General features: G+C 40.0%; 15 protein-coding genes and 1 pseudogene. 3 read left to right on the forward strand and 13 right to left on the reverse strand.

The annotated features are described in order from the left end of the window. Positions 1-16: 16 nt before the first annotated feature. From HMPREF9010_RS10765 to HMPREF9010_RS10730, 8 genes are all read right to left on the reverse strand, one after another. Positions 17-1,333, reverse strand: a complete 1,317-nt coding sequence (locus HMPREF9010_RS10765) for a sugar MFS transporter (RefSeq protein WP_004299605.1) — start codon at positions 1,331-1,333, stop codon at positions 17-19. A gap of 6 nt (positions 1,334-1,339) precedes the next feature. After that, a complete protein-coding gene (locus HMPREF9010_RS10760; RefSeq protein ID WP_004299607.1) occupies positions 1,340-3,544 on the reverse strand; it encodes a beta-glucosidase family protein in 2,205 nt (734 codons plus the stop codon). Between the two features lie 23 nt (positions 3,545-3,567). Then, the gene (locus tag HMPREF9010_RS10755; protein WP_008649462.1) at positions 3,568-5,136 is read right to left on the reverse strand and encodes a glycoside hydrolase family 26 protein; all 1,569 of its coding nucleotides are present in this window, start codon (positions 5,134-5,136) and stop codon (positions 3,568-3,570) included. A 41-nt stretch (positions 5,137-5,177) separates the two neighbouring features. After that, positions 5,178-6,875 carry a DUF5018 domain-containing protein gene (locus tag HMPREF9010_RS10750; RefSeq protein WP_004314071.1) on the reverse strand — a complete coding sequence of 566 codons (1,698 nt, stop codon included), beginning with the start codon at positions 6,873-6,875 and terminating at the stop codon, positions 5,178-5,180. Positions 6,876-6,894: 19 nt separating this feature from the next. After that, complete coding sequence (locus tag HMPREF9010_RS10745; RefSeq protein WP_004299618.1) at positions 6,895-8,529, reverse strand: RagB/SusD family nutrient uptake outer membrane protein; 1,635 nt, start codon at positions 8,527-8,529, stop codon at positions 6,895-6,897. A gap of 12 nt (positions 8,530-8,541) precedes the next feature. Next, positions 8,542-11,691, reverse strand: a complete 3,150-nt coding sequence (locus HMPREF9010_RS10740) for a SusC/RagA family TonB-linked outer membrane protein (protein WP_008649468.1) — start codon at positions 11,689-11,691, stop codon at positions 8,542-8,544. 168 nt (positions 11,692-11,859) lie between these two features. Then, on the reverse strand, positions 11,860-13,047 hold the full coding sequence (locus HMPREF9010_RS10735) for an alpha/beta hydrolase family protein (protein WP_008649470.1): 1,188 nt from the start codon (positions 13,045-13,047) through the stop codon (positions 11,860-11,862). A gap of 108 nt (positions 13,048-13,155) precedes the next feature. Then, positions 13,156-14,301 carry a xylose operon transcription regulator XylR gene (locus HMPREF9010_RS10730; RefSeq protein ID WP_008649472.1) on the reverse strand — a complete coding sequence of 382 codons (1,146 nt, stop codon included), beginning with the start codon at positions 14,299-14,301 and terminating at the stop codon, positions 13,156-13,158. 233 nt (positions 14,302-14,534) lie between these two features. Between HMPREF9010_RS10730 and HMPREF9010_RS10725 the strand changes: the two genes are divergently transcribed. The 3 genes and pseudogenes from HMPREF9010_RS10725 to HMPREF9010_RS10715 all read left to right on the forward strand — a co-directional run bounded on the left by HMPREF9010_RS10725 (position 14,535) and on the right by HMPREF9010_RS10715 (position 17,281). After that, positions 14,535-15,041, forward strand: a complete 507-nt coding sequence (locus tag HMPREF9010_RS10725) for an HU family DNA-binding protein (protein ID WP_004299627.1) — start codon at positions 14,535-14,537, stop codon at positions 15,039-15,041. Between the two features lie 103 nt (positions 15,042-15,144). Continuing rightward, entirely contained in the window at positions 15,145-16,686 is a 1,542-nt protein-coding gene (locus HMPREF9010_RS10720; protein ID WP_004299629.1) for a glycine--tRNA ligase, read from the forward strand. A gap of 11 nt (positions 16,687-16,697) precedes the next feature. Then, positions 16,698-17,281: pseudogene (locus tag HMPREF9010_RS10715) on the forward strand (FKBP-type peptidyl-prolyl cis-trans isomerase). Between the two features lie 123 nt (positions 17,282-17,404). Here HMPREF9010_RS10715 and HMPREF9010_RS10710 read toward each other — a convergent pair. The 5 genes from HMPREF9010_RS10710 to HMPREF9010_RS10695 all read right to left on the reverse strand — a co-directional run bounded on the left by HMPREF9010_RS10710 (position 17,405) and on the right by HMPREF9010_RS10695 (position 22,705). Continuing rightward, a complete protein-coding gene (locus HMPREF9010_RS10710) occupies positions 17,405-18,340 on the reverse strand; it encodes a hypothetical protein (protein WP_008649474.1) in 936 nt (311 codons plus the stop codon). A gap of 17 nt (positions 18,341-18,357) precedes the next feature. Next, complete coding sequence (locus HMPREF9010_RS10705; RefSeq protein ID WP_225450246.1) at positions 18,358-19,380, reverse strand: DsbA family protein; 1,023 nt, start codon at positions 19,378-19,380, stop codon at positions 18,358-18,360. 8 nt (positions 19,381-19,388) lie between these two features. Beyond that, on the reverse strand, positions 19,389-19,763 hold the full coding sequence (locus HMPREF9010_RS0124505; RefSeq protein ID WP_032852736.1) for a DUF3244 domain-containing protein: 375 nt from the start codon (positions 19,761-19,763) through the stop codon (positions 19,389-19,391). A gap of 161 nt (positions 19,764-19,924) precedes the next feature. Then, positions 19,925-21,598, reverse strand: coding sequence for a tetratricopeptide repeat protein (locus HMPREF9010_RS10700; protein WP_008649478.1), 1,674 nt, complete (start codon positions 21,596-21,598; stop codon positions 19,925-19,927). Positions 21,599-21,688: 90 nt separating this feature from the next. After that, positions 21,689-22,705 (reverse strand): LacI family DNA-binding transcriptional regulator, encoded by a 1,017-nt coding sequence (locus HMPREF9010_RS10695; RefSeq protein ID WP_008649480.1) that lies wholly within the window; start codon positions 22,703-22,705, stop codon positions 21,689-21,691. Positions 22,706-22,759 lie beyond the last annotated feature (54 nt).

Consider the following 22,759-nt stretch of genomic DNA (forward strand, 5'->3'; position numbering starts at 1 on the left):
TTATTTCGTTTTTAATTTATTTCCAGGAGTCTATTTTATGACCTTTAACTGCAAAGAAAACCAAATATAAAAAGCAGGGAATCAATACCCAATAGCCGAAACGCAGACTATACATATCTGCCAGATGACCATATATCAGAGGCAGAATGGCATTGCCGCATAATCCCATGATAAGAAGAGAGGAACCGGTTTTGGTGAATTTCCCCAGTCCATGAATGGAAAGTGGCCAGATACCTGCGTAGATTAAAGCATTCGGGAAACCCAATGCATTCAGAAAGAAAATGGAGGCATTGGCATGATGACCGAACAGAGTTACTTCAAAATCTGCAAATACAACTCCGAATGAAAGGAGTAATCCGATGATGGTACAACCTATAAGTGCATTTTTCTGTGAAACATATTTCGGTATTAACAGGATACCCAGCAGGTAACCAATCATAGTGCAGGCCAATGTATATGAGGGAAATGTTTTAGCTTCGAGCAGGTCCATACCCATCGAATTGGCATAATTGATGATTGTATCGATTGCGATAACTTGTGTTCCTACATGAAGAAATATAGCCACTGCTCCCAAGATAAGGTAAGGAAAGTCGAAAATACTTTTTCTGGTGTGATGGTGGCTACCTGTATCTTCCGTGCTGTTTTCTTCGTCTGTATTGATTTCAGGCAGAATGGAGTAACGGATACCGATACCGGTAAACAGTAAAATAACGCCTAGAACAGCATAAGGCACAATGACGCGTTGTATTAATTCGTCAAGCATAGCGTTCTTTGTGACTATGTCTAAAGTCCCCGATTCTATAGTGGCAAAAAGCTCCTTGTCGGTAACATTTAATATCAATGCAGCAAATATGAGTGGTGAGACGATACCTGCGAATTTATTGCATATTCCCATAATACTGATTCGTCTGGCGGCACTATCAATAGGACCGATAATAGTGACATAAGGATTAGCAGCAGTTTGCAATATGGCTAATCCGGTACCGATGGAAAACAGACCGGCCAGGAATATCTCGAACTGACGGGCTAATGCTGCCGGAACAAATAAGAAAGCTCCTAAGGCGGTAAGCATAAAACCATACATAATACCTCGCTTGAATCCCACTTTCTTGAGAAGTACTCCCGAGGGGATAGCCATTACAAAGTAGGCGATATAAAATGCAAAGGCGACAAAATAGGATTCGAAATGTGTCAGTTCACAGGATATGCGGAAGTATGGAATCAGTATGGCATTGACCCACGACACAAATCCGAAGATAAAGAACATCCCTGCCAGAATTGCAATTGATATGTAGTATGTCTTTTTGCTGCTTATAAGGTTATTGTTTCCCATGTGTTTTTATTTTTTCAGTTCGAAATCTTTCTGTAATTTGATGTCCCGTGACGATGCGCCTATTAATACAGTAAACATACCCGGTTCGTCTTTCCAGCGTTTGCTTTCGGTATCGTAGTATTGTAAGGCGCGGCGCGGTAACTTGATAGTGACTTGTTTGGATTCACCCGGTTTTAAGCCAACCTTAGTGAACCCTTTTAATTCTTTAAACGGGCGTTCTACAGAACATTTGTTTTGATGCAAATATAACTGTGCAATTTCCTGGCCATATCGTTTTCCTGTGTTAGTAACGGTGAATGATACGGCAAACTCTGTGTCTGAGTCTTTCCATACAGGTTTCATCTTTATGTTTGAATAAGTAAAAGTGGTATAGGATAATCCATAACCGAATTCAAATAGGGGGACTACACGGTAAGTATCGAAGTAGCGGTAGCCGACCATAAGCCCTTCCTTGAAACGGACGGTGTCGTTTATACCCGGATATTCTCCAAATACGTGATCAGGCATATCTTCCAGACGCTTACACCAGGTAGTAGTCAGTTTTCCCGAAGGATTGACTTCTCCAAACAATGTACGTGCTAGTGCATTTCCTCCTTCCATCCCTAGAAAACTGCCGTGCAGTAATGCCGTAGCATCATTATACCATTCTCCTATCTCGACGGGGCCACCGGAGATTAGTACCACTACAGTGTTGGGATTAACCTCCAGGATACCTTTTAATAATCTGTCCTGTTGGTAGGGAAGCTTTAAATTCGGCTTGTCATACCCTTCACAGTCAGAACCATGTTCGTGGGAGGTTCCACCTATATAGATTACCAATTCTGCTTGGGCAGCTGTATTGATTGCTTTCTTATATAGCTCTTCATCGGATTTATCAAATTCGTTCGTGAACCAATGGCCAACCTTATACGCCTTTTTACTCAATTGATAACCGGGTGCATATTCGATCCGGGCTTTTCCATCTAAAAGATTTTGTAGCCCTTCCAAAGGAGTAACTTCATATTTAGCTTTAAGTTTTGTACTGCCACCTCCTGCTGCAAATACTTCGGTCGCATTTGCGCCAATCACTGCGACATTCTTGTATTGTGCAGGGTCTAGTGGTAGCATATCTTTGGAATTCTTCAATAATACCAATGATTCCTCCGCTATTTCTCTGGCAGCCTTAGTATGGGCAGGTATTGCAAGTTTGGCTGCCATGCCTGTGGTGTCATAAGGAGCTTGTCCTATTAAATCAAGTCGAATCATCAATTTCAGAATATTACGTACTTTTTTGTTGACAGCTTCTTCCGGAATCTCTCCATTACGTACTTTCTTCAATAAAGGATCGGCTAAATAATATTTATTGAAAGCATATTTCCCATTTTCTTTGATGCTTGTTCCCATTTCGACATCCATACCACACAGAGCTGTTCGCTCTGTGTTATGGACTGCATTCCAGTCTGATACGACTAATCCGTCAAATCCTAGTTCATCACGAAGTAAAGTATCAAGAAGATAAGGACTTTCCGTACACCACAACCCTCGAACCTTGTTATATGCCGCCATGGCTGCCATGGCTCCACCTCGTTGTATGGCAGCTTCAAAAGCCGGAAGATAAATTTCGTGTAAGGTGCGTTCGTCTACTTCTACACTCACTTTGTACTGGTTGTATGCCTGGCTATTCAGAGCAAAATGCTTCACACAAGAGGCTACTCCCTGTGACTGTACTCCTTGTATATATGGAACAGCCAGTTCACCGGAGAAGAAAGGATCCTCGCTGAAATATTCCCAATTACGTCCATTGAGTAAGGAACGGTGAATGTTGACTCCCGGAGCCAGGCTCACATGCTTACCGCGTGCTTTACATTCAGCTCCAAGAACTTCTCCATATAGCTGTGCCAGATCACGGTTCCAAGTAGATGCTAAGGCGCTTAATGCAGGTAGATAGCTACATGCGTCGTTATCCCATCGGGCGGATTCCCACCCATTGGCTACTCCCTCAAATCTTACTCCGTGAGGTCCGTCGGAGTAGTGCAGGTCGGGGATGCCAAGCCTTGGAACACCGGTACTTGAAAACATCGTGTTACTGTGCAACATTCCAATTTTCTCTTCCAAAGTCATTTGTGATAATAAACTTTCTATCTGTTTATCAGTACTTGCTACTTTATTACCAGTCAGACAGGAGGAGAATATAATCAGAATCAGCCAGCTATATGGAGTCAGTCTTTTCATACTAGAATACTTGTTGTCTTTGATCATTTTGAATTATTCTTTCTTGTTTCAATTTCACTGTACACAGCATCCGGGATCAGATCAAGCCAGTACGGATCCTGGACGAGTTCCTTGTACAGTTCAAGTGCCAGAGGGTCACTTTGCAGACGGCGGTCACCATTCTCTGCATTTTCGTGATTCTCCCATACGACGGCCTTGACACGTGGCTCTTCATCCTTCAGCTTAAACCATTCTCTTACCCATCTTTGGTGATCGCATGTACTGGAGTATCCTCCTTCACTAATCATGATAGGCTTGTCTGCCGATACCTGCTTGATTCCTTGCATCAGCGTGAGCGGATATCTTCTTTCTTCCGGATAAGTAGCACTAAGCGATGGTGGATAACAGCTTACTCCCAGCCAATCTACATACATATCTCCTGGATAATAGTTTTTCATTGCGTTTGCTTCCGTACCCGGCATGCTTACACTGTTGGGTGACCATACGAAGACATTGTAGGCAGTGACACCCAACTGTTCTGCAATGTTATACATACGTCTCCAAGCCTTGACATAGTTTGTGGGATCTCCGTAATACGGAGTCCAGCTTCCATTCATTTCGTTGGCTGGTCTGAACCAGATAGGTCCCATGTCACGTACTTTTTGGGCAGCTACTTCGGCGAAGTATGATTTGTGAAAATCGTCGAGTTCGCCATTTGCCATTTGTTGGGTGGGAATGACGGGCAGCCATCCGTAAAGGAAGAATCGGTATTTGCCCTGATAGTTTTTTCCCCAGTATTTCTCACGTACTGTTTGCATTTCGCTGAAATTTCGTCCCGGTTCCATATTCTGATACCATAAGATCATAGATAGTTGCTTTCCCACCAATTTTTCAAATAAGGCAACGGCACACTGGTCAGTACTTCCTTCGCGGTCTTCCGGATCGAATCCGTATAATGGTGGGAATGCTCCATGATAACACCCTTTTTCGGGGACGTACTTCATGTCATTATGAAATTCTCCCATTACCTTGATTTCGTCGATGAGCATCATCGTACTGGTGGAAGCTGAAGATTTGAGAGTCGCTTTCACATATCTGCATGCTACATTACTAAAGTCTGTTTTTCCCCAAGCATCCGACTTTCCGTTGCTGTCGGAATAGGTAATTGGTGAGGCTGCTTTTTCCCATTGGCTTTTGTCCTTGCTGGTTGATACTTCTATTTGAGCAGGGAATACAATTTGTGATGTCGGATCGGAAATAGCATGTACTGATACTTCTGTGATACTGCGTAATGATCCCAAATCAATTATAACTTCTACAGTTTGTGCATCCCAACCGACTCCTCTGTTTTTAGTCGAGAGGGTACCGGTCTCCTCATCCGTCAGTTTGGTGCCGGATGTCCAGGGATCGAGAGGGGCTTTATCAGCATAGGCACTGTTGGCTACAACATTCATTTTATAGAATTTGCCTGCCGCCACATTAATAATGCTTTGTTCATTTGGATCTTTGGGCTTATTTGGATCAAAAGTAACTTCCCACGATCTCGTTTCTTCTGCATTGCAAGCGTATATGAGTATTGCAACTGCTATTAACCATAAATTTTTTAATTTCATATTTAGTGGTATATTATAAGGTTGATTACTGGTTGTTTGTATTACATATCAATACAGTCATATTGGTAGCAGGCGATGCCTCCATTAGAGAATACGAGATAAACGTATAGATAATAACCATTTTGGGCAACTTTAAATACGACATCTCCGGTTCCTTCGGTGTTTTGACCGGAATTCTCGAGACCTCCATATATCTTGTCCGGACATACTACTATTTGGTTGTCGAACGAGCCGCTACTAAGATCATACATACGGACAGCATCAGAACCAGTTACGGCATAGTTGAAACTATTTACATGATTGTAAATGACATAAGGTACTTTGTTGAACACGGCATAGTCTACAGCATTGATAATTGTGTTACCCGGAGCACCCGTATTTGCCGCTTTTATGCTGTTGTCTGTTCCTTTAAACCAGTAGAAATAGCGTTTGGCAGAAGTGTCTGTGACATGGCTGGCCAAGAAATAGTCACTTTGAGTGTCAGTGTCATCAGCATAAATCACATCCGCCCATTTAATCCAGTTTGAAGTCAGTAGAGAGGAACTCATAATGACAAATTCCGGACTTTGTGATTGTAAAGTACCATTTATGACACGCCAGCGGGCGAATTGCACTTTACTATCCTTTTGGAATACCGGAGTTGTGATAAGGGCATTGGCATCCAAATCTCCTTGGATAGAGATCTTCCAACCAAATCTTATATTAGTGCCAGTTTTATATTCAATATATTTCTGTGGTTTCTCATTCACTCCATTAGCTTTCCATACGGTGAAAGTACCTCCTGATGGAGTATAGCTGCAGAATAAAATATTATTTCCCCGATCTGCTGTTGCATGGAAGTTTGAATTGTCACCGGCAAATTGGCTGATATCCATAGAACCTGCTATTTCTCCGGTCTGGCTATTTAAGTAAATGGCACGATCATTGGCACGTTCGTTGATGACAACATATTTGTCGACTACTGCAAGTCCGGTTACTTTACCCGGTAGCAGAATACCGCTTATTTCAGATAGTCTTTTAGACCATAATAGCTTACCGCTTCCTTGGCGAATACCTGCAACAGTTTTTTGCGGAATATCTTTTTTTACCGTATATGTTGCTTTATCTATGCCATTCTGTGCTGTGACGACGATGGTCTGTTCTTGTTCATAGTCTAGTGCTTCTGTTTCGGGGTTGGGACTGCATGTTGCTCCATGTGAGATATCAATGTTAGCTATCTGCTCCCCTACATTATCTATGGTTACTAATGAAATTGTTTTTTCGTTTTCATTAATGACTCCCAATAGCCCTATGGCAGGAATATCGAATTTGGTGATGCTACATTCGTTGCTCTTACGGATTTCACCTATTACTTTGAATTCGGTACTAGTCCCGGAAGTCTGATCTTTCACTGTGATATAGTTGTCTTGGGTAAGATCCATATAAAGTAATGGTGGAGTTACACTGACATTATTCGCTAAACTGGCACTCAATCTTACCCGTTTTAGTGCAGAGGTCGGCAATACATTATCCGACAATTTGGGATAATTGTATGGGAAAACAAATGTGATTGAATGATTGGTATAATCTATCTCACCTTTGAAACTATTTTCGCTGCTGTCATCGTTCGGAAACGATGCAGTGATGCTGTTGATACCTTCGCGTTGAATGTCAGAACCCAACTCTTCAGGACTGTGACAACTAGTTACTCCCCATAGAAGAACTAATGCCTGGATGATTGATATAATTTTGTTTTTCATTGTTCTAAGAGTTTTATTGTTATTTCCATTCATCATATTGCTCAATCAATGAGTTATTCTTCAATTCTTCAGACGGTACAGGAAGGACATATAATTTCTTTATAAACTTGCGGTCCTGCCCGTCGCAATCAACATATTCGTATGTATTGGTAGCGCCAATGATTTTGAAGCCATGTGTGCGATAGTTGTTGTATTCAATATGGGCTAATTCCCAACGACGCATATCCCAGAATAAATGACCTTCATAGGCTAGTTCAACCTTTCTTTCATTTCTGTAATCTTTGAACCAAGCCTCGCCTGTAGAGGATTTACCCGGTAAATTCACTTTTACTCTGGCGCGTACCTCATTCATTGCACTTTGGGCTTCCCCGATCTTATTGAGTCGATAAGCTGCTTCCGCTTTGTTCAATAAAACTTCTGCATAGCGAATTTCAACCCACGGTTGGGCGCTTTTCCCATTTTTGACGTCTGTCAGCGTTTCATCTAACAATTTCCTTAAAAAATAACCGGTTGTGGTTTTGCCGTATGAAGTACCCTGTTCCCGGTAAGGCATAAACACACCATTCTTTCCGTCAAGGCTGCAATCCATCTTTTTCCCTTTCCAGGTACATCCTCTATAGATTACAGTTGCGGCGAAGCGAGGTTCCAGTTGGTCGTATGGAGGAGTTTCATCAGTAATGCCATGCCAGGGTGTCCAGTCTATCTTTTCTCCATTTTTGCTTTCATAACATTCTACCATTTCCTGGGTAGGAGTTCCTGTTGAACCATTGTCATAACCATCACATTGTGGTACATAATACCGGTCGAAAAGATGATTAGGCCCGTTGGCAGCATCATAATCAAACTCCAGAATCGCTTCTTTATTATTCCCTTTCCATGCATCTTCATATTTGTCCGTCAGACCATATAATTTGAGTGCAATTACATTATTAGCAGCATCATAGGCATCCTGCCAACGTTTGGCATATAACATTGCTCTCGATTTCAGTGCATAGGCTGCTCCTTTGGTGATACGCCCTTTATTTGCCGCATCCCATTCCTTGGGTAAATTATTGGCTGCAAAATCAAGATCGTCGGCTATGAATTGCCAGGTTTCTTCAGCACTGCTGCGGGCTTTATTAGTTGATACCGGCAGATCGTCATACAAGATGACACCTCCATGCCTTTTGGCTAACTGGAAATATACAAATGCACGGAAAAAGCGTACTTGAGCTTCCCAAAGCTTATTTCTGTCTGCTGAAAATTCGGAATATTTTCTTTGTAGAGATAGAAATTGGTTTGTTTCTCGGATCTGTTTGTATGCTGTTGAACGTAGCCAGATACTGTATAGACAGTTATCCGGAGAGATAGCATCCGGTGTTAGTACATAAAGATTAGGATGGCCGGCTCTGTGTCCCAGCGTATATGAACCATACTTAAATGCGTCAGTCAGACTTTCTGTAAAACTTCCGTAGAATTGGGCCTCCCCAAATTGACCGTAATCATGCAGGAGGGGATAGAAACTATTCACATATTTGTCAACCTGGGTTTCATCTTGCCAGATGATTTCATCACTAACGGTAGTCGTTTGTTTTACTTCATCCAGCCAGTCGTTGCACGAACTTAAAGTCAGCAACATAAAGAAGAGTGATATATTAATACATAACTTTTTCATATAGCGTATATTTTAGAATGTGATTTTAGCTCCAAGTGTATAAGTCCTTTGTTGCGGATAATATCCATTGTTTACAGCTGGAGATTCCGGGTCGATGTTGTACTTGGACACAGCGCTGAAAGTCAGAAGGTTGTATCCCTCAACATAGAGGCGAAGAGCTTCCACTCCCAATGGACTCAACCATTTTTTAGGGAAATTGTATCCTATTTGCGCTGTTTTTATTCTCAAATAGTTTCCGTTACGATACCAGAATGTGGAGGCCAGCCCGTTATTCAAACTTCTCGGATTGATTTCCAGACAAGGGAACTCTGCATTTGTATTTTCGGGTGTCCAGGAGTTTGCCACCAGATAGACTGGTGCATTGCCATTCTGATAGAATGGACGCGTGAAGGCCGTAGCGCTTTGGATTCCGGATGAACCGGTTGCCGTATATACTCCGGTTAATGCAACATCGCTGCCAAGCCCCCATGATGCCAAAATATCAAAATCGAATCCTTTCCAGTTACCAAATAAATTGAAAGAACCTGTGTGGGTCGGTCTTGAGCTTTTACCTACATACCCCTGATCTTGATTGACGGTTATAATACCGTCTCCATTTCTATCCATATACTTGATATATCCGGGATAAGCCGGTCGGTCGGGCATGGTAGCGGAGTTGGCTATCTCTTCCTCACTCTGGAACAATCCTTGGGCAATGAATCCCATTTTCGAACCGATTTGCTTTCCGGTCAGTCGTCTGTATTCCGGTGTGTTTTCAGAGTCACCTGCATATTTGAGCCACCTTCCGTATGCGTATGACCAGATTAATTTGGCTCCATAGCTGAAACTTCCGATTCTGTTCTGATGTGTAAAGGTGACATCAAAACCCTTATAATCTGCTTTATTAACGTTGGCAGTTGAAAAATAATAGCCTCCCATGGAAGGAGTGTGCGAACCGGTTACAGAAGATAATTTGTCATATTCATATTTATAAAAAGCATCCAGTTCCATTCCTAATAATCCATTCCATAAAGTTACATCTATTCCGATATTATAGTTGAGGCATTGCGCCCATGTCAAATTGGGATTTCCCAATACGGACGGATAGATAGCTGTTTGACTGGCTCCGCCTATTACTACAGAATTGGGGGATGTGCTCATCGTATTTCTCCATTGGAAAGGCTGGATACCGCTGGTTGCAGTTTTTCCAATACCTGCTCTTAATTTCAGATTGTCTACCCAAGTAGCATGAAACCATTTTTCATTATTGATTCTCCAGGCAAGAGAGAGACCGGGCAGGGTGACCCAGCGTTTGTTCATACCACCAAACAGATAACTACCATCGTGGCGTAGTGAAGCCTCCAAATAATATTTGTCAGCGTAATTGTAGTTCAAACGACCTACAAAACCGGCTACACGTGTCTGGCTGCTGCTACCCGAAGGTATAGCAGGTTGCTCTTTCCCCTCTTTGGTGAATCCTGTGATTTGGTTCAACTCATCCAACTGAATGAAATCTAATCCGGTTCCCGTTACACCGAGATTGTTGCTATTACGTTCCCGTGTTTCAGCCAGCAATAATATTCCGATCGAGTGATCTCCAAATTTGTTATCATATGTGATACTGGTTTGCGTAGTGAACTCTTGGGCGCGTGATGCCGATTCGGATAATATAGGTGTATCTTTCAAAACACTGTAGTCCTTATGGTAGGTGAGTGTGGTAGTGGCTGCATTAGGTAAATCCATAATCATGACTTCATTCGGCTTGGTCAACTGTTTAGTCATCCCATGAACTAAGTCGTACGCTCCCTGGAATTTTAAACTTAATCCTTTAAGCCAAGGTGTGTCGTATTTCAGACTGAAATTAGACTGCATATATGATTGGTTGGACCTGTTATATCCTGAATCGTATATGGATGCGATAGGAGCTACCGGAGAACCGGAAGTCGGGGTTGAAACATCGTATATTTTCCCATTATATTCATAAGTGTCCTGTACGTATGGCAAAGCATAGCATACCTGTTGGGGAATATTCATCCAATCATCCGGATCGGCAGAAAATTTGGGAGCATCCCGTTTTTCTATACGTCCCGAAACACCTAATGACAGACTAAGTCCTTTAGCCAACTGTGCATCGATATTAGAACGAAGATTCATTCGACGGTATTTGAACTTATCTATATTTCCTTTTTCCTCCAGATAACCGATAGATGTGAAGAAACGAATCTTTTCACTTCCTCCTGATGCTGAAATATTATGATGTTGGCGAACACCGGTTCCATATACTTTATCGTACCAATTGGTATTTCCCCATCCGTCGACACCCTCGCGCATTTTGCGCACCATGTCGACAGTAAACACTTCCGTATCACCTTGTAGAAGACGGGCTTTATTGTACCAATAAGCATATCCCGGTCCGTCGAGCCATTCTTGTTCTTCTGCATTCTGGCTGATACCCACAGTACCTGTATAGCTAATGGTGACTTTATCTGTTTGTCCCTTTTTGGTTGTGACAATGAATGCTCCATTTGCGTCCAGACCATAAACGGCTACGGCTGATGCATCCTTTAATACAGACACAGATTCTATTTCATTCGGATCGAGTCCGTTGAAGTCACTTGCGCTTCTTCTGATGCCGTCAATAACATAGATAATACCACTTTGCCCGCGTATGGACAAGGAGGCATTATCCGCACCGGGTTGTCCGCTGGCTTGTACGGCGGAAATACCGGCAACACGTGCACCGATGATATTACTGATTCCCATGGTTGGGGCTTTAAGGATTTCTTTATCGGAGACAGTAGATATGGCGGCGGTCAGACTACCGCGCTTTTGAGTTCCATAGCCTACCACTACGATTTCATCCAGCGAGGAAACATCTTCTTTAAGAGTGATATTGATATTCGTCTTATTACCTACTTTGACTTCCTGGCTGACCATTCCGATATAGGAGAATACCAATACGTCATTCTTATGGGCATTAATGCTATATTTTCCGTCAACATTTGTAATGGTACCGACATTCGTTGCACCCTTGACAGCTACAGATACGCCAGGTAATGGTTCATCATTACCATCTTTCACAAACCCCTTTATTACTTCTTGTGCAAGACAATCGAGAGTGCACATTAAAAGAATAATAAACAACGAGGTTACTAACCTTGGATTCCATCTGATTTTCTTCATTGCATGATAAGTTTTTAAATATTAGATCGTCGATTTGAAATTTTAATTTCTAACAATAGTCTCTTTAGACCGGTTAACTAGTTAATGATACAAAAGTATTCTGTTTCAAAGATATGTGCGGTGGCAAAAACGAAAAACTATCTTCAAAAAACGAAGAATAATGTATTGTTAATCTTCTTTTGGCGTTTTTCTTTTTAAGAACCATTCGAAGAACTTATATATAGTTTCGTTTGATTCGGGAGTAGGATCATGCTTGGGCCTGTTCGTCATTGCCACTCGATGATGATAACCCAAAAGCTGGTTGACTGCGACAGAGTGATTTAATGGAATCCATCTGTCTACATTATCAGAATAACCTCCTGATACGAGAAATGGGCGAGGAGCCAATAAAGAATGGAGTTCATGTAAATCATGCCCCTCTTTACATAGTCTGGCATAGACACTTGTTGAAGAGTTATTGCCGTTGTTGCTCCAGATCTTTTTCCAGGGTGGGGGATAATACCCCAAGTACCAAGGTTCCCAATAATTGATATAATTATCTTTGGTTTCATCAAAGACGATACCCGGATCACTCCAGGCGGTGCAGGCAAACTTTTCATATAAACAAGAAGCAAACATAGCCCATTTAGCACCGTAAGAGTGTCCCATGATACCAATTCGGGTAGAGTCGACACTTTCGACTCTGGCTAATACTTCCCATGCATTGGCTGCCGCATAAGCAAGTACTGAAAGAGGTTGCATAGTGGAGTTGTTAATAGTCGGGTAATAGAGAGAGTAAGTCTTATCTTTGGTGGTCTGTCTAGTTCCTAATGAGAGAGTAACGAATCCTCTTTTGGTTAATTGGTAGGCGAAATCTCTATTAGCTTTTCCTCCCCATCCGATAGCTGTTTCCGGTTCGTAGAATACTGTGATAACGGCAGGATGTTTCCCTTTCTTATTTGGTTCCAGTAAATAGCCGTAAGTCTGTTCCAGAGGAGTCCAATAAAAACGCACTAAATGTTGTTTGAAATCTTCGCGTTCTGTGGTTTTTATAATCTCCAGTTTTTGATTGGTGATGATAGCCGGCCAATGACCGATCAGGTTCAACCATTTGTCTTTTATTTCTTTTCTTCGTTTTAGCCAATCGTCTGCGTTTTTGACTGTATCTCCATTGTAAAATAAAAGAGGATTGCGGTAAGTTCCAAATTTCTCCTGATACAGTGGTGGTGGGGTAAAGTAGGCGGATAGCTTCTCCCAGTTTCTTTTTGTCTGGTTAATCTCTAATCTTTTGCACCCCATTATTGAGGTGACCCCCAAATAAATAATAATAGGATAGATAATCGTTCTTGTTTTTCCTCTTATGGTATGTCTTTGCATAGTATTAATATCTAAAATGTATTTCGAAAGGTATGAAAACAAAGGTAGGTCATTCTCATGAATGATCTTAATGTCAAAACGAAAAACAGTCTTCAGAAAGCGTTTATTTTATCTTTGTCTAGTCTTTTTCTGCCGGTATTCAATAGGTGAACATCCTTTGAATTTTTTGAAAATCCGGGCAATGTTATTATAGTCTGTAAAGCCTACTTCCATTGCTAAATCGGCCAATGGACGGTCGGTTGTGAGCAGTAGATCTGCAAGATGATTACACCGGCAATTCAGAATATATTGGTATATAGAGGTATTCAGTGCGTTTTTGAATTTCACTTCGAAGTTTCTGCGGGATAGCGGAATGTTTGCAAGCAGAGACTCTATGGTCAAATCGGAACTGTAATGAGACTCTATATACTTCACTACTTCCAGAATATAAGGGTCTTTGATATTGTGTTTCTCCGTAGATTGCCGTAATTCGATGCGGATAGGATTGATAACAATATTGAAAGTACCTTCGTGTTCCTTCTTTATTTGTTGATGAATAAGTCTGCCGATAGAATATCCGCCTCTTTCTACTTCGAGCTCTATGGATGAAATGGGAGGGTCGGAAATATTACACATCAGTTCGTCATTGTCCACGCCTAATAAAGCAATTTCTTCCGGAATAGGAATATTCGTCATTTTGCAAGTTTCAGAAATGAACAGGGCGTGCGCATCATCACAGCAAAATAGGGCGACTGGCTTGGGGAGTTGCTGCAACCATTGGCTTACCTCCATTCTTATCTCGTCTTCCTGCTTATCCGATTCGAAACTGAAAAATTCGCCTCCGATACGTTTTACCTCCTGCCGATAGCCTTCGCAGCGTTCGTCAGACCAGACAACTCCTTTAACACCGAAATAAGCAAAATTGCGAAACATTCTTTTGGCAAAAAACTGGGCTGCCATTCTTCCCGTACCTTTATAATCACCTGTCAGATTAGAGTAAGTGACGCTCCGGTGATGATAGTTTTGTAGTACTACCGGAATATTCAGCTCCTTCTGCAAATCGATCGTATCGTTATTCCACTGACCGATAATGGCGTCGGCTTTCCATTCTTTCGCCCATCTTAAAATGCCTTGTTCGCCATGCATTGTGCTATAATAAGAAGGCAGCCGGTAAAAGAGCCAGGGACCGTTTTCTTTGGAGTATTGGACAAGTCCCCGTAGCAGTTTCCTGTCAAATTCGCTTGAATAGTCTATCAATAGAAGAATCTTAATCATAGTTCTATGTTTTTCTTTAGTATAAATGTAGGGATGCACAAATATAGAAGAATTCCTTTGTTTTCCTATAATAAAGACTTAATTTTGTTGCAGCCAACACTTATCTGACACCCGGGTCTCATGAGCACTGACACCCGGGTGTTGGTATGCTTGACACCCGGGTCTCAATGGTGTTGACACCCGGGTGTCAGATAGAACGCGAGTATAAACGAAAAAAGAAAGGAGTATAAACGATGGCAGTGCCTTATGTAGTGAGAAAAAAAGCCGATTTAACATCGGGAGAAAGAAAAGAATTATGGTATGGTGTACCCAAAAAACTGATAGATCCGATTCGGAATAGAGAATTTGCCGAGTACATGGAAAAACGGAGTGGATTTCATCGCGGGCAGATAGATGGTATATTGACGGAAATGGTTGATGCTATCCGTAGTCTGTTGTCTATCGGACAGCCGGTTACTATCGAAGGACTTGGCACGTTCCATACGTCACTGACCAGTCCGGGATTTGAACGCCCCGAACAGGTAACTCCGGGAAAGGTGTCCGTTTCACGTGTCTATTTCGTGGCTTGTCCTGAATTTAGCCGGGAAGTGAAAAAAATGAAATGCATGCGTATTCCTTTTAATCTGTATATGCCCGAAGAGATGCTGACCAAAGAAATGAAGAAAGCGGACCGGGAGCAGGAGCGGGAAGAATATGACCGTATGGTGGCACCGGAAATCGATGAAGAAGTTCAGGAATAAGATAAATTAATACCCTCCCTGTCTTATTTATGAGATAAATCCCTATCTTTGTGGCACTTTTTACGAAAAAAGCAAATTCAAATTAATAGATATAGAAAAGAAAATGGCACAAGAAGACGTTTTTAAGAAGCTTGTATCGCATTGCAAAGAGTATGGTTTCGTATTCCCTTCGAGCGATATCTACGACGGACTAGGCGCTGTGTATGACTACGGTCAGATGGGCGTTGAATTGAAAAATAACATCAAGAAATACTGGTGGGACAGCATGGTGCTGTTGCACGAGAACATTGTCGGTATCGACTCTGCCATCTTTATGCATCCTACTATCTGGAAGGCTTCCGGACACGTAGACGCATTCAATGACCCTTTGATTGACAATAAAGACTCTAAGAAACGTTATCGTGCTGACGTGTTGATCGAAGATCAGCTGGCTAAGTATGACGATAAAATCAATAAAGAAGTAGCGAAAGCTGCCAAGAGATTCGGCGAATCTTTTGATGAGGCTCAATTCCGTTCTACCAACGGACGTGTATTGGAGCATCAGGCAAAACGCGACGCACTTCACACTCGCTTTGCTAAAGCTCTGAACGACGGTAATCTGGAAGAATTGCGTCAGATCATTATTGATGAAGAAATCGTATGCCCGATCTCCGGTACAAAGAACTGGACAGAAGTTCGTCAGTTCAATCTGATGTTCTCTACTGAAATGGGTTCTACTTCCGAAGGAGCAATGAAGATTTATCTTCGTCCGGAAACTGCACAAGGTATTTTTGTAAACTACCTCAATGTACAGAAGACGGGTCGTATGAAAGTTCCTTTCGGTATCGCACAGATTGGTAAGGCTTTCCGTAACGAGATCGTTGCCCGTCAGTTCATCTTCCGTATGCGTGAGTTCGAACAGATGGAAATGCAGTTCTTTGTAAAACCGGGAACTGAACTTGACTGGTTCAAGAAATGGAAAGAAATCCGTCTGAAATGGCATAAAGCTCTTGGATTCGGCGATGCAAGCTATCGTTATCACGATCACGATAAACTGGCTCACTACGCAAATGCCGCTACTGATATCGAATTCCTGATGCCGTTCGGATTCAAAGAAGTGGAAGGTATTCACTCTCGTACTAACTTCGACTTGTCTCAACATGAGAAGTTCTCCGGCAAGAGCATCAAATACTTCGATCCGGAACTGAACGAGTCTTATACTCCGTACGTAATCGAAACTTCTATCGGTGTTGACCGTATGTTCCTTAGCATCATGAGCGCATCTTATTGCGAAGAGCAATTGGAAAATGGTGAAAGCCGTGTGGTTCTGAAATTACCTGCTGCTTTGGCTCCGGTGAAACTGGCGGTTATGCCGTTGGTAAAGAAAGACGGTCTGCCTGAAAAAGCCCGCGAGGTTATTGACAGCCTGAAGTTCCACTTCCATTGCCAATATGACGAAAAGGATAGTATCGGTAAGCGTTATCGCCGTCAGGATGCTATTGGTACTCCGTACTGTGTAACAGTCGATCATCAGACATTAGAAGATAACTGCGTGACATTGCGTAACCGCGATACCATGCAACAAGAGCGTGTAGCTATCTCTGAACTGAATAACATCATCGCAGACAGAGTAAGCATCACTTCTCTATTGAAAACTTTACAATAAACCTTTAACGAATGAGTAAAAAGATCTATTTATTCTCCTTAGTATTGTTGGTTCTTGCATTCACTGCTTGCAGTGAGACGGAAGAGACTAGCCGTTACGATAATTGGCAGGCACGTGGTGTAGCTTTTATTGATTCAATAGCTAATGTTTATAACAGCCCAGAAAATCAGGCTTTGGCTAATGATGATCCGGAGAAACTTCATGCTTTTCCAGATCCGACGAATAATCAGACTATATATGTAAAGAAGATAAAAAAGGGGAGGGTACAGAATCTCCTAAATATACTTCTACAGTAAGTGCACATTACCGTATGTTTTATTTCAATGGAGATGTAGTTCAGCAGACTTATACAGGAACAGAACCGACAGAGTTTGATTCTCCGGCTATCTTTGTCCTAAGTTCTCCTGACCCTAATGTTGGGAAGGTAATTTCGGGATGGGCTTACACGCTGATTCATATGGTGGCTGGTGATTTTTGGACTTTGTATATTCCTTATCAAAGTGGGTACGGTTCTGGTACTGGTAACGATGGCTCTTTGCAGCCTTATTCTGCATTAGTATATAATGTTAGATTGGAAAAGATCGTAGAGAAGTAATTCTATAACAATATAATAAATGTAAATATAGGTGTTGCGTCTAAACGATACAACACCTATATTCTTTGTAAAAAAATGGTAGTCTAGGTTTTATTTCTTTTTACCAAAGAGTATGTGCTATATTTAGAATATTTTTATATTATAAATAGTATTTCTATCAACTATCATTGCTCCTCTATAATCTTCACCTGTATTTAGTTTGCGACTAGTTGTTGTACCTGTTGGAGGTAGTCCTCCTGTATTTTTTTTAGCTCGATGCATCCATAGGGTTGCAGTATTCGCATTTTTTCCGTTTTCATCATCAATAAATAATTGATGAGGTAGCACGGGACCTTGCTCTGGTTTGCTTAATACTCCGAAGCCAGTTAAGGTATATGTTGGATTATTGCTAAATCTCCAATAAAATTCAGTGTTTTTATCGAATCTAGAGATTCCAGTAGACGTTAATCCACCATTGTTTACTATGTGATTTTTATTGTTATGATCTTCATTATCATGGTGTCTTAATACAACGTCTACATCCCCTTCTTCTGGAGTCCATGTGTAATTATGTAAAAGTAAAGCCCCACCTTCATAATTTCCTACTGGTACTAAGCAGAAATGAAATGTTACATTGCCATTTCCATCAACATATGTTGCTCCAATATCACCTATAGATTTAGTGTCACCGCCATCTTCACAATCCATGTGGTATACAAATTCACGGTAACTACCACATGAATTAATTTTAAAGACTCCGGCGATTTTTGCTATACTAGTGTAAGCTTTAGCTTCGCTTCTAACTTTACCAAAATTAGAAGTTTTTGTTTCTTCTGATGCTTTTTCTAAAGCATCAATTAGCCATGGTTCTGCATCTGTTTCTTCTTGTGTTGTCGGAGTCGATTCATCTTTTTCTTTTTTCAATTCATCAAGAGAATAGCCTTTTAAGACAAGTTCATAGTCGTTGATCATGTTTGCCAACTCTTCGTTATTTGTACTTATATCTTGCAATTCTTCATCTGAAGAGCAAGACGCTAATAAAGCACAGAAACATAAAAAGATAATTTTTTCATAATACATTTTTTTAGTGAGTAATGTTATTTTAAAAGTTCTTCATCAATTAGATGACAGATTTCTTCTTTTGAGTTAGAATTAACAATTAATCGTCCATTGATGATTATAGTTGGGGTTGCGTATATGCCTAGAAGTACTAATTGGTTAATCGTTTTCTCGATAGATTTTTTCCCTTCATTATTAGTAATATCATTTTGGAATTTGTTAATATCCATAGACATATTCTGTGCTATATTAAATGCGGCTATAGAATCTATGTATCCCTTATGTGTATATAATGAATCATGAAATTCCCAAAATTTGTTTTGTTTGTTAGCGGCATCACTTGCTATTTGAGCAAACGTTGGCATTGTAGAGTAATGGATATATCCAAATTTCACTTTGTCTTTGTACTCTTGATGTATTGAGTCGTATAAAGAATGTGCATTAATACAGGCGTCACAATCAAAATCTGATATAATAATCATGGAAACTTTTGATTGGAGATTTCCTCTATAATAAGTATGCAAACTATTTAAATCAATAGAAGGACTTTTAGGAGGATAGAGATATTGGAGTATCTTTTTGTTCCTTTTTAAAGAATCAAGTAACTCATTGACAATAGCTCCCTTTAAATGAAACAATCGTGTCACTTTCCCAGTAGGAGAGCCTATTGGTACACTGTATGCACTCTTCCCACGAAATTCCGTGATTGAATTTATATTATATCGTTTTAAAAGAGAGTCTGTACCTGTTTTCTTAATTTTTGCATCTGTATATTCATCTATATATTGTTGATAAGTGAGCTGTTTTTTATTTGCCTCTTTCTGTAATAGCTTAACATTGATTAGTTGCTCCAATGCTTCCTTTTTAATATTATGAATTCTGCAAAGTTCGTCGTAAAGCTCTTGTTTTATAATTGTGTTTATCTCACTGGCATATATTGCTTCTCCATCAAATTCAGCTATTATATCTTTCTCGGTACCTTTGGAACTTTGATGGGAGTTGCAAGATGCATAGAATAACACCATCAGCATGGCTGATATGTAGTATGGAATAAGTCTCATAGTGTACTTCAATCTATTGTAAATATTCCTGTTGTGAACCACGAAGATGTTGATATTTCAAGAGCGTATTCAGCCTTTTTATCTTCTTCGGATAAATCAATGAGTCTGACTTTCTCTAAAGATATAATCTTTTCATAGTAGATTGTTTTTCCTGTTTCAGAATTAATGATTGTGATTGTTACATCTTTGGATGGATGCTCAAATTCAACCTCTAATAATGAATTGTTTATATACACTCGCACAGGATCGGGGTGGTTAGTAGAGCGATGCTCTATCGGCTGTCTAACTTTCATTTTTATTTGTCTTCTTGTGTCTGATGGCATTGAAAAGATAAAGCTAGAGCAAAGAGCCATGAATGTGAATAAAAGTAGATTTCGTTTCATAATAGTTTTATTGTTATTGATTTTCAGCAAAAGTAGGATGATTTGCTATATGTTACAATAACAAATAATAACAATATGATTATATATAGCTATTGGTAATCAGTGTGTTATAAAATATATATAACAAAAAACTAATTGTGATAACAGGGCATTGTGTTCATTTACTTGCTTTCTCCTTTAGCATCGAAAATTATAGAGAAACTAAGGTCAGATAATTGTTTTTTTATACGATATTTCCTTTGAGTCAGTGCAGACTGGCTTCCGGCTTTCATACAAACTTTGATTGTATTATTGGATAATTGGAGGTAGTTAAGTATGCAGTAATAGAGATCGTCTTGTGTTAGACTAGGGTATTGTTCTAATAACTCTTGCATCGCTTCAATGAAGGCTTCGTTTATTTCTTGATAAATCAGTGATAACTCTTCTTGAGTTATCTCTTTCTCTTTTTTGTTTTTAGATGTTTCTATTGATTGAATTTTTTTATAAGATGTAGTCGTTTTGAATAGACGTACGCATATCTGAAGACTTTGATGCCATAACTTTATTCTTTGATTTAATATATCTGCATATCTGTGTTCATTGATTTCATTGGCATGAGATAGTGCTCTGATTTCTTCTTTTAATGTGGCTTTTTCTGTCTGATTCTTCATTAGTAGCTGCTGCCAGTGTATATGTGTCTTTTTATTGCGATTGCTTATATACATTACAGTATAGATAAACAGAAACATTGTAACTAATCCACCAATAATGAATATTACTTTTGTTTGTTGTGATTGTTTTTTTATTTGTTCTTTATATATATCTATTGAGTGTTTTTTGATGAGATTGTTAATTTCAGTATGGTGAATAATTTTCTGGATAGAGTCATAACAGGTTAAAGCTGTATCGTTATATAGAATTGCCTGTTCATAATTTTTGTTTTCTTTGTTTATTTCATACAAAGTCTGATAAATAGAAGCTTTAGTATAAATATTGGCCTTAGTACTAGCTCGGGATAAATAGTGAATAGCAGAATCAGTTTCTTCGAGATTATACAATATACTTCCTTTCCAAAAGTAAGTAGGAGATAAATTAATGTTAGAAGGAGCATATCTCAAGGCTAAATCTATTTGCTTTTTAGCTTCTATATATAACCCTTGGTCGTCATATACCTTTGCTATATCACAAAAAATTGCATTTTCCCACAATGAATCTTTGATAGATTGTGCTATTGATAATGCTTTCTGATAATAAGATAATGCTTTTTCTTCCTCATCTTGTATTGCATAAACATTGCCTAATCCTCGGGTTGCGTGTAAAATTCCATATTTGTCTTGCATCTTTTCTGCAGTTGCGTATGATTCTTTATATGTTTTGATAGCCGGAAGATAAAACTCTTGACTCTCGTAGCATAAAGCCAGGTTATTGTATATTTGTAATATTGGAGCTTGGGTTGGGGATGCTGTTTTTAAAGCTGTTAGATAAGCTTCTGTTGCTTTTATATATTCTTTATTGTCTTGATATACTCTTCCGAGATAATAATAAGCTTTTGTTTTTAGCTTATTATTACTGTTATCCTTATAGTAGTCAACTGCTATTAGAATTAGAGAGTCATTGCGGTGAGATTTGAAATTCTTATCTAAAGCTTCTGTTAATAATAGTGCATACATGGCTTTTGCTGATTTATTAGATATTTCTTCAATAGATAGCTTTTCCAATATGCATAATGCGCTGTCAGCACGTTTGTCTATTAATGAATCTGCTAATTGTAATTGAGGGGCAGTGTTTGAATTATGACACGCATTAAAGAAAATGCATAGTGTTGTAATTAGAATAGTTAGGTAGTTCGGTTTCATAGAGTTTTATCTGTTTCTGCAAAAGTAAGTATTTATAAATAAAAAGTAGAATCGTTTGTCTATAAAACTTCTTTTAATAAGACGTTTCCCTTATTTTTTTATACTACTCTCCCTAATCTGCAAATGTGTCGGAATCGTCACCTGCTTGATAGTCTTATCTCCTTTTATCTGATCGATAAGTAGTTGGCAGGCAGTTTCTCCCATTTTATAGGTCTGATGTGATACTGCTGATAATTTCGGTTCCACATAATTAGCATGCTGCTCGTCTGTATACCCGATGATTGCCACATCATTCGGAATCCGGAGGCCGTGATTTTTGATAACTTCCATTGCTGCGAAAGCCAATGTGTCATTCATGGCAAGAATAGCATCCGGAGGCTGTGGAAGTGACAGTAAAGTTTCTGTGGCAATCTTGCCTTCCTCATAATCAATCTTCCGGCAAACAACCAGCTCCTTTTCGATAGGAATACGATTCTCACGCAAGGCTTCCAGATAGCCATGTTTTCTTCTCTTTACAATATCCAGATGATTAGCTCCTCCGATAAAAGCTACCCGCTTACTTCCATTATCCAGAAGATGCTGTGTAGCTATCTGTGCGGATTGGGCCCCATCTGCTATCACCGATGAAAATTGGTCGGTCAGGCAAACACGGTCGAACAGGATAAGTGGCATATTAATGTCTTTCAAGGCGGAGATGTGGGAGAAATCGGTTGTTTCTTGAGACAGACAGGCGATGATGCCTTCCACACGCATATTGACCAGATTCTCAATATTTCTTTTTTCGTGCTCGTAAGACTCATGTGAAGTCGTGATAATCACGAAATATCCGTTGGCAATAGCCATATTCTCTATTCCATTCAGAATTGATGCAAAGAAATGAGTGACAATATCCGGAACGATCACTCCGATGATACGTGGTGCATTTTTCCGCAGGCTCATGGCAAAAGGATTGGGACGATAGTTCATCTCTTTAGCCAGTGCCTTTGCTTTAACACAAAGTTCACGGCTGATTTCCGGACTATCTTTTAGTGCCCTGGATACAGTAGGAATCGACACCCCCAATGCTTGGGCGAGATCTTTGAGTGAAGTATGTTTCCGGTTTTCCATTTGAAAGTCTGCAACTTAGATTCTTTTTACAAAGAAAGCACATTCCCGGAAAAT

This window comes from Bacteroides sp. 3_1_23 (assembly GCF_000162555.1).
Lineage (GTDB): Bacteria > Bacteroidota > Bacteroidia > Bacteroidales > Bacteroidaceae > Bacteroides > Bacteroides ovatus.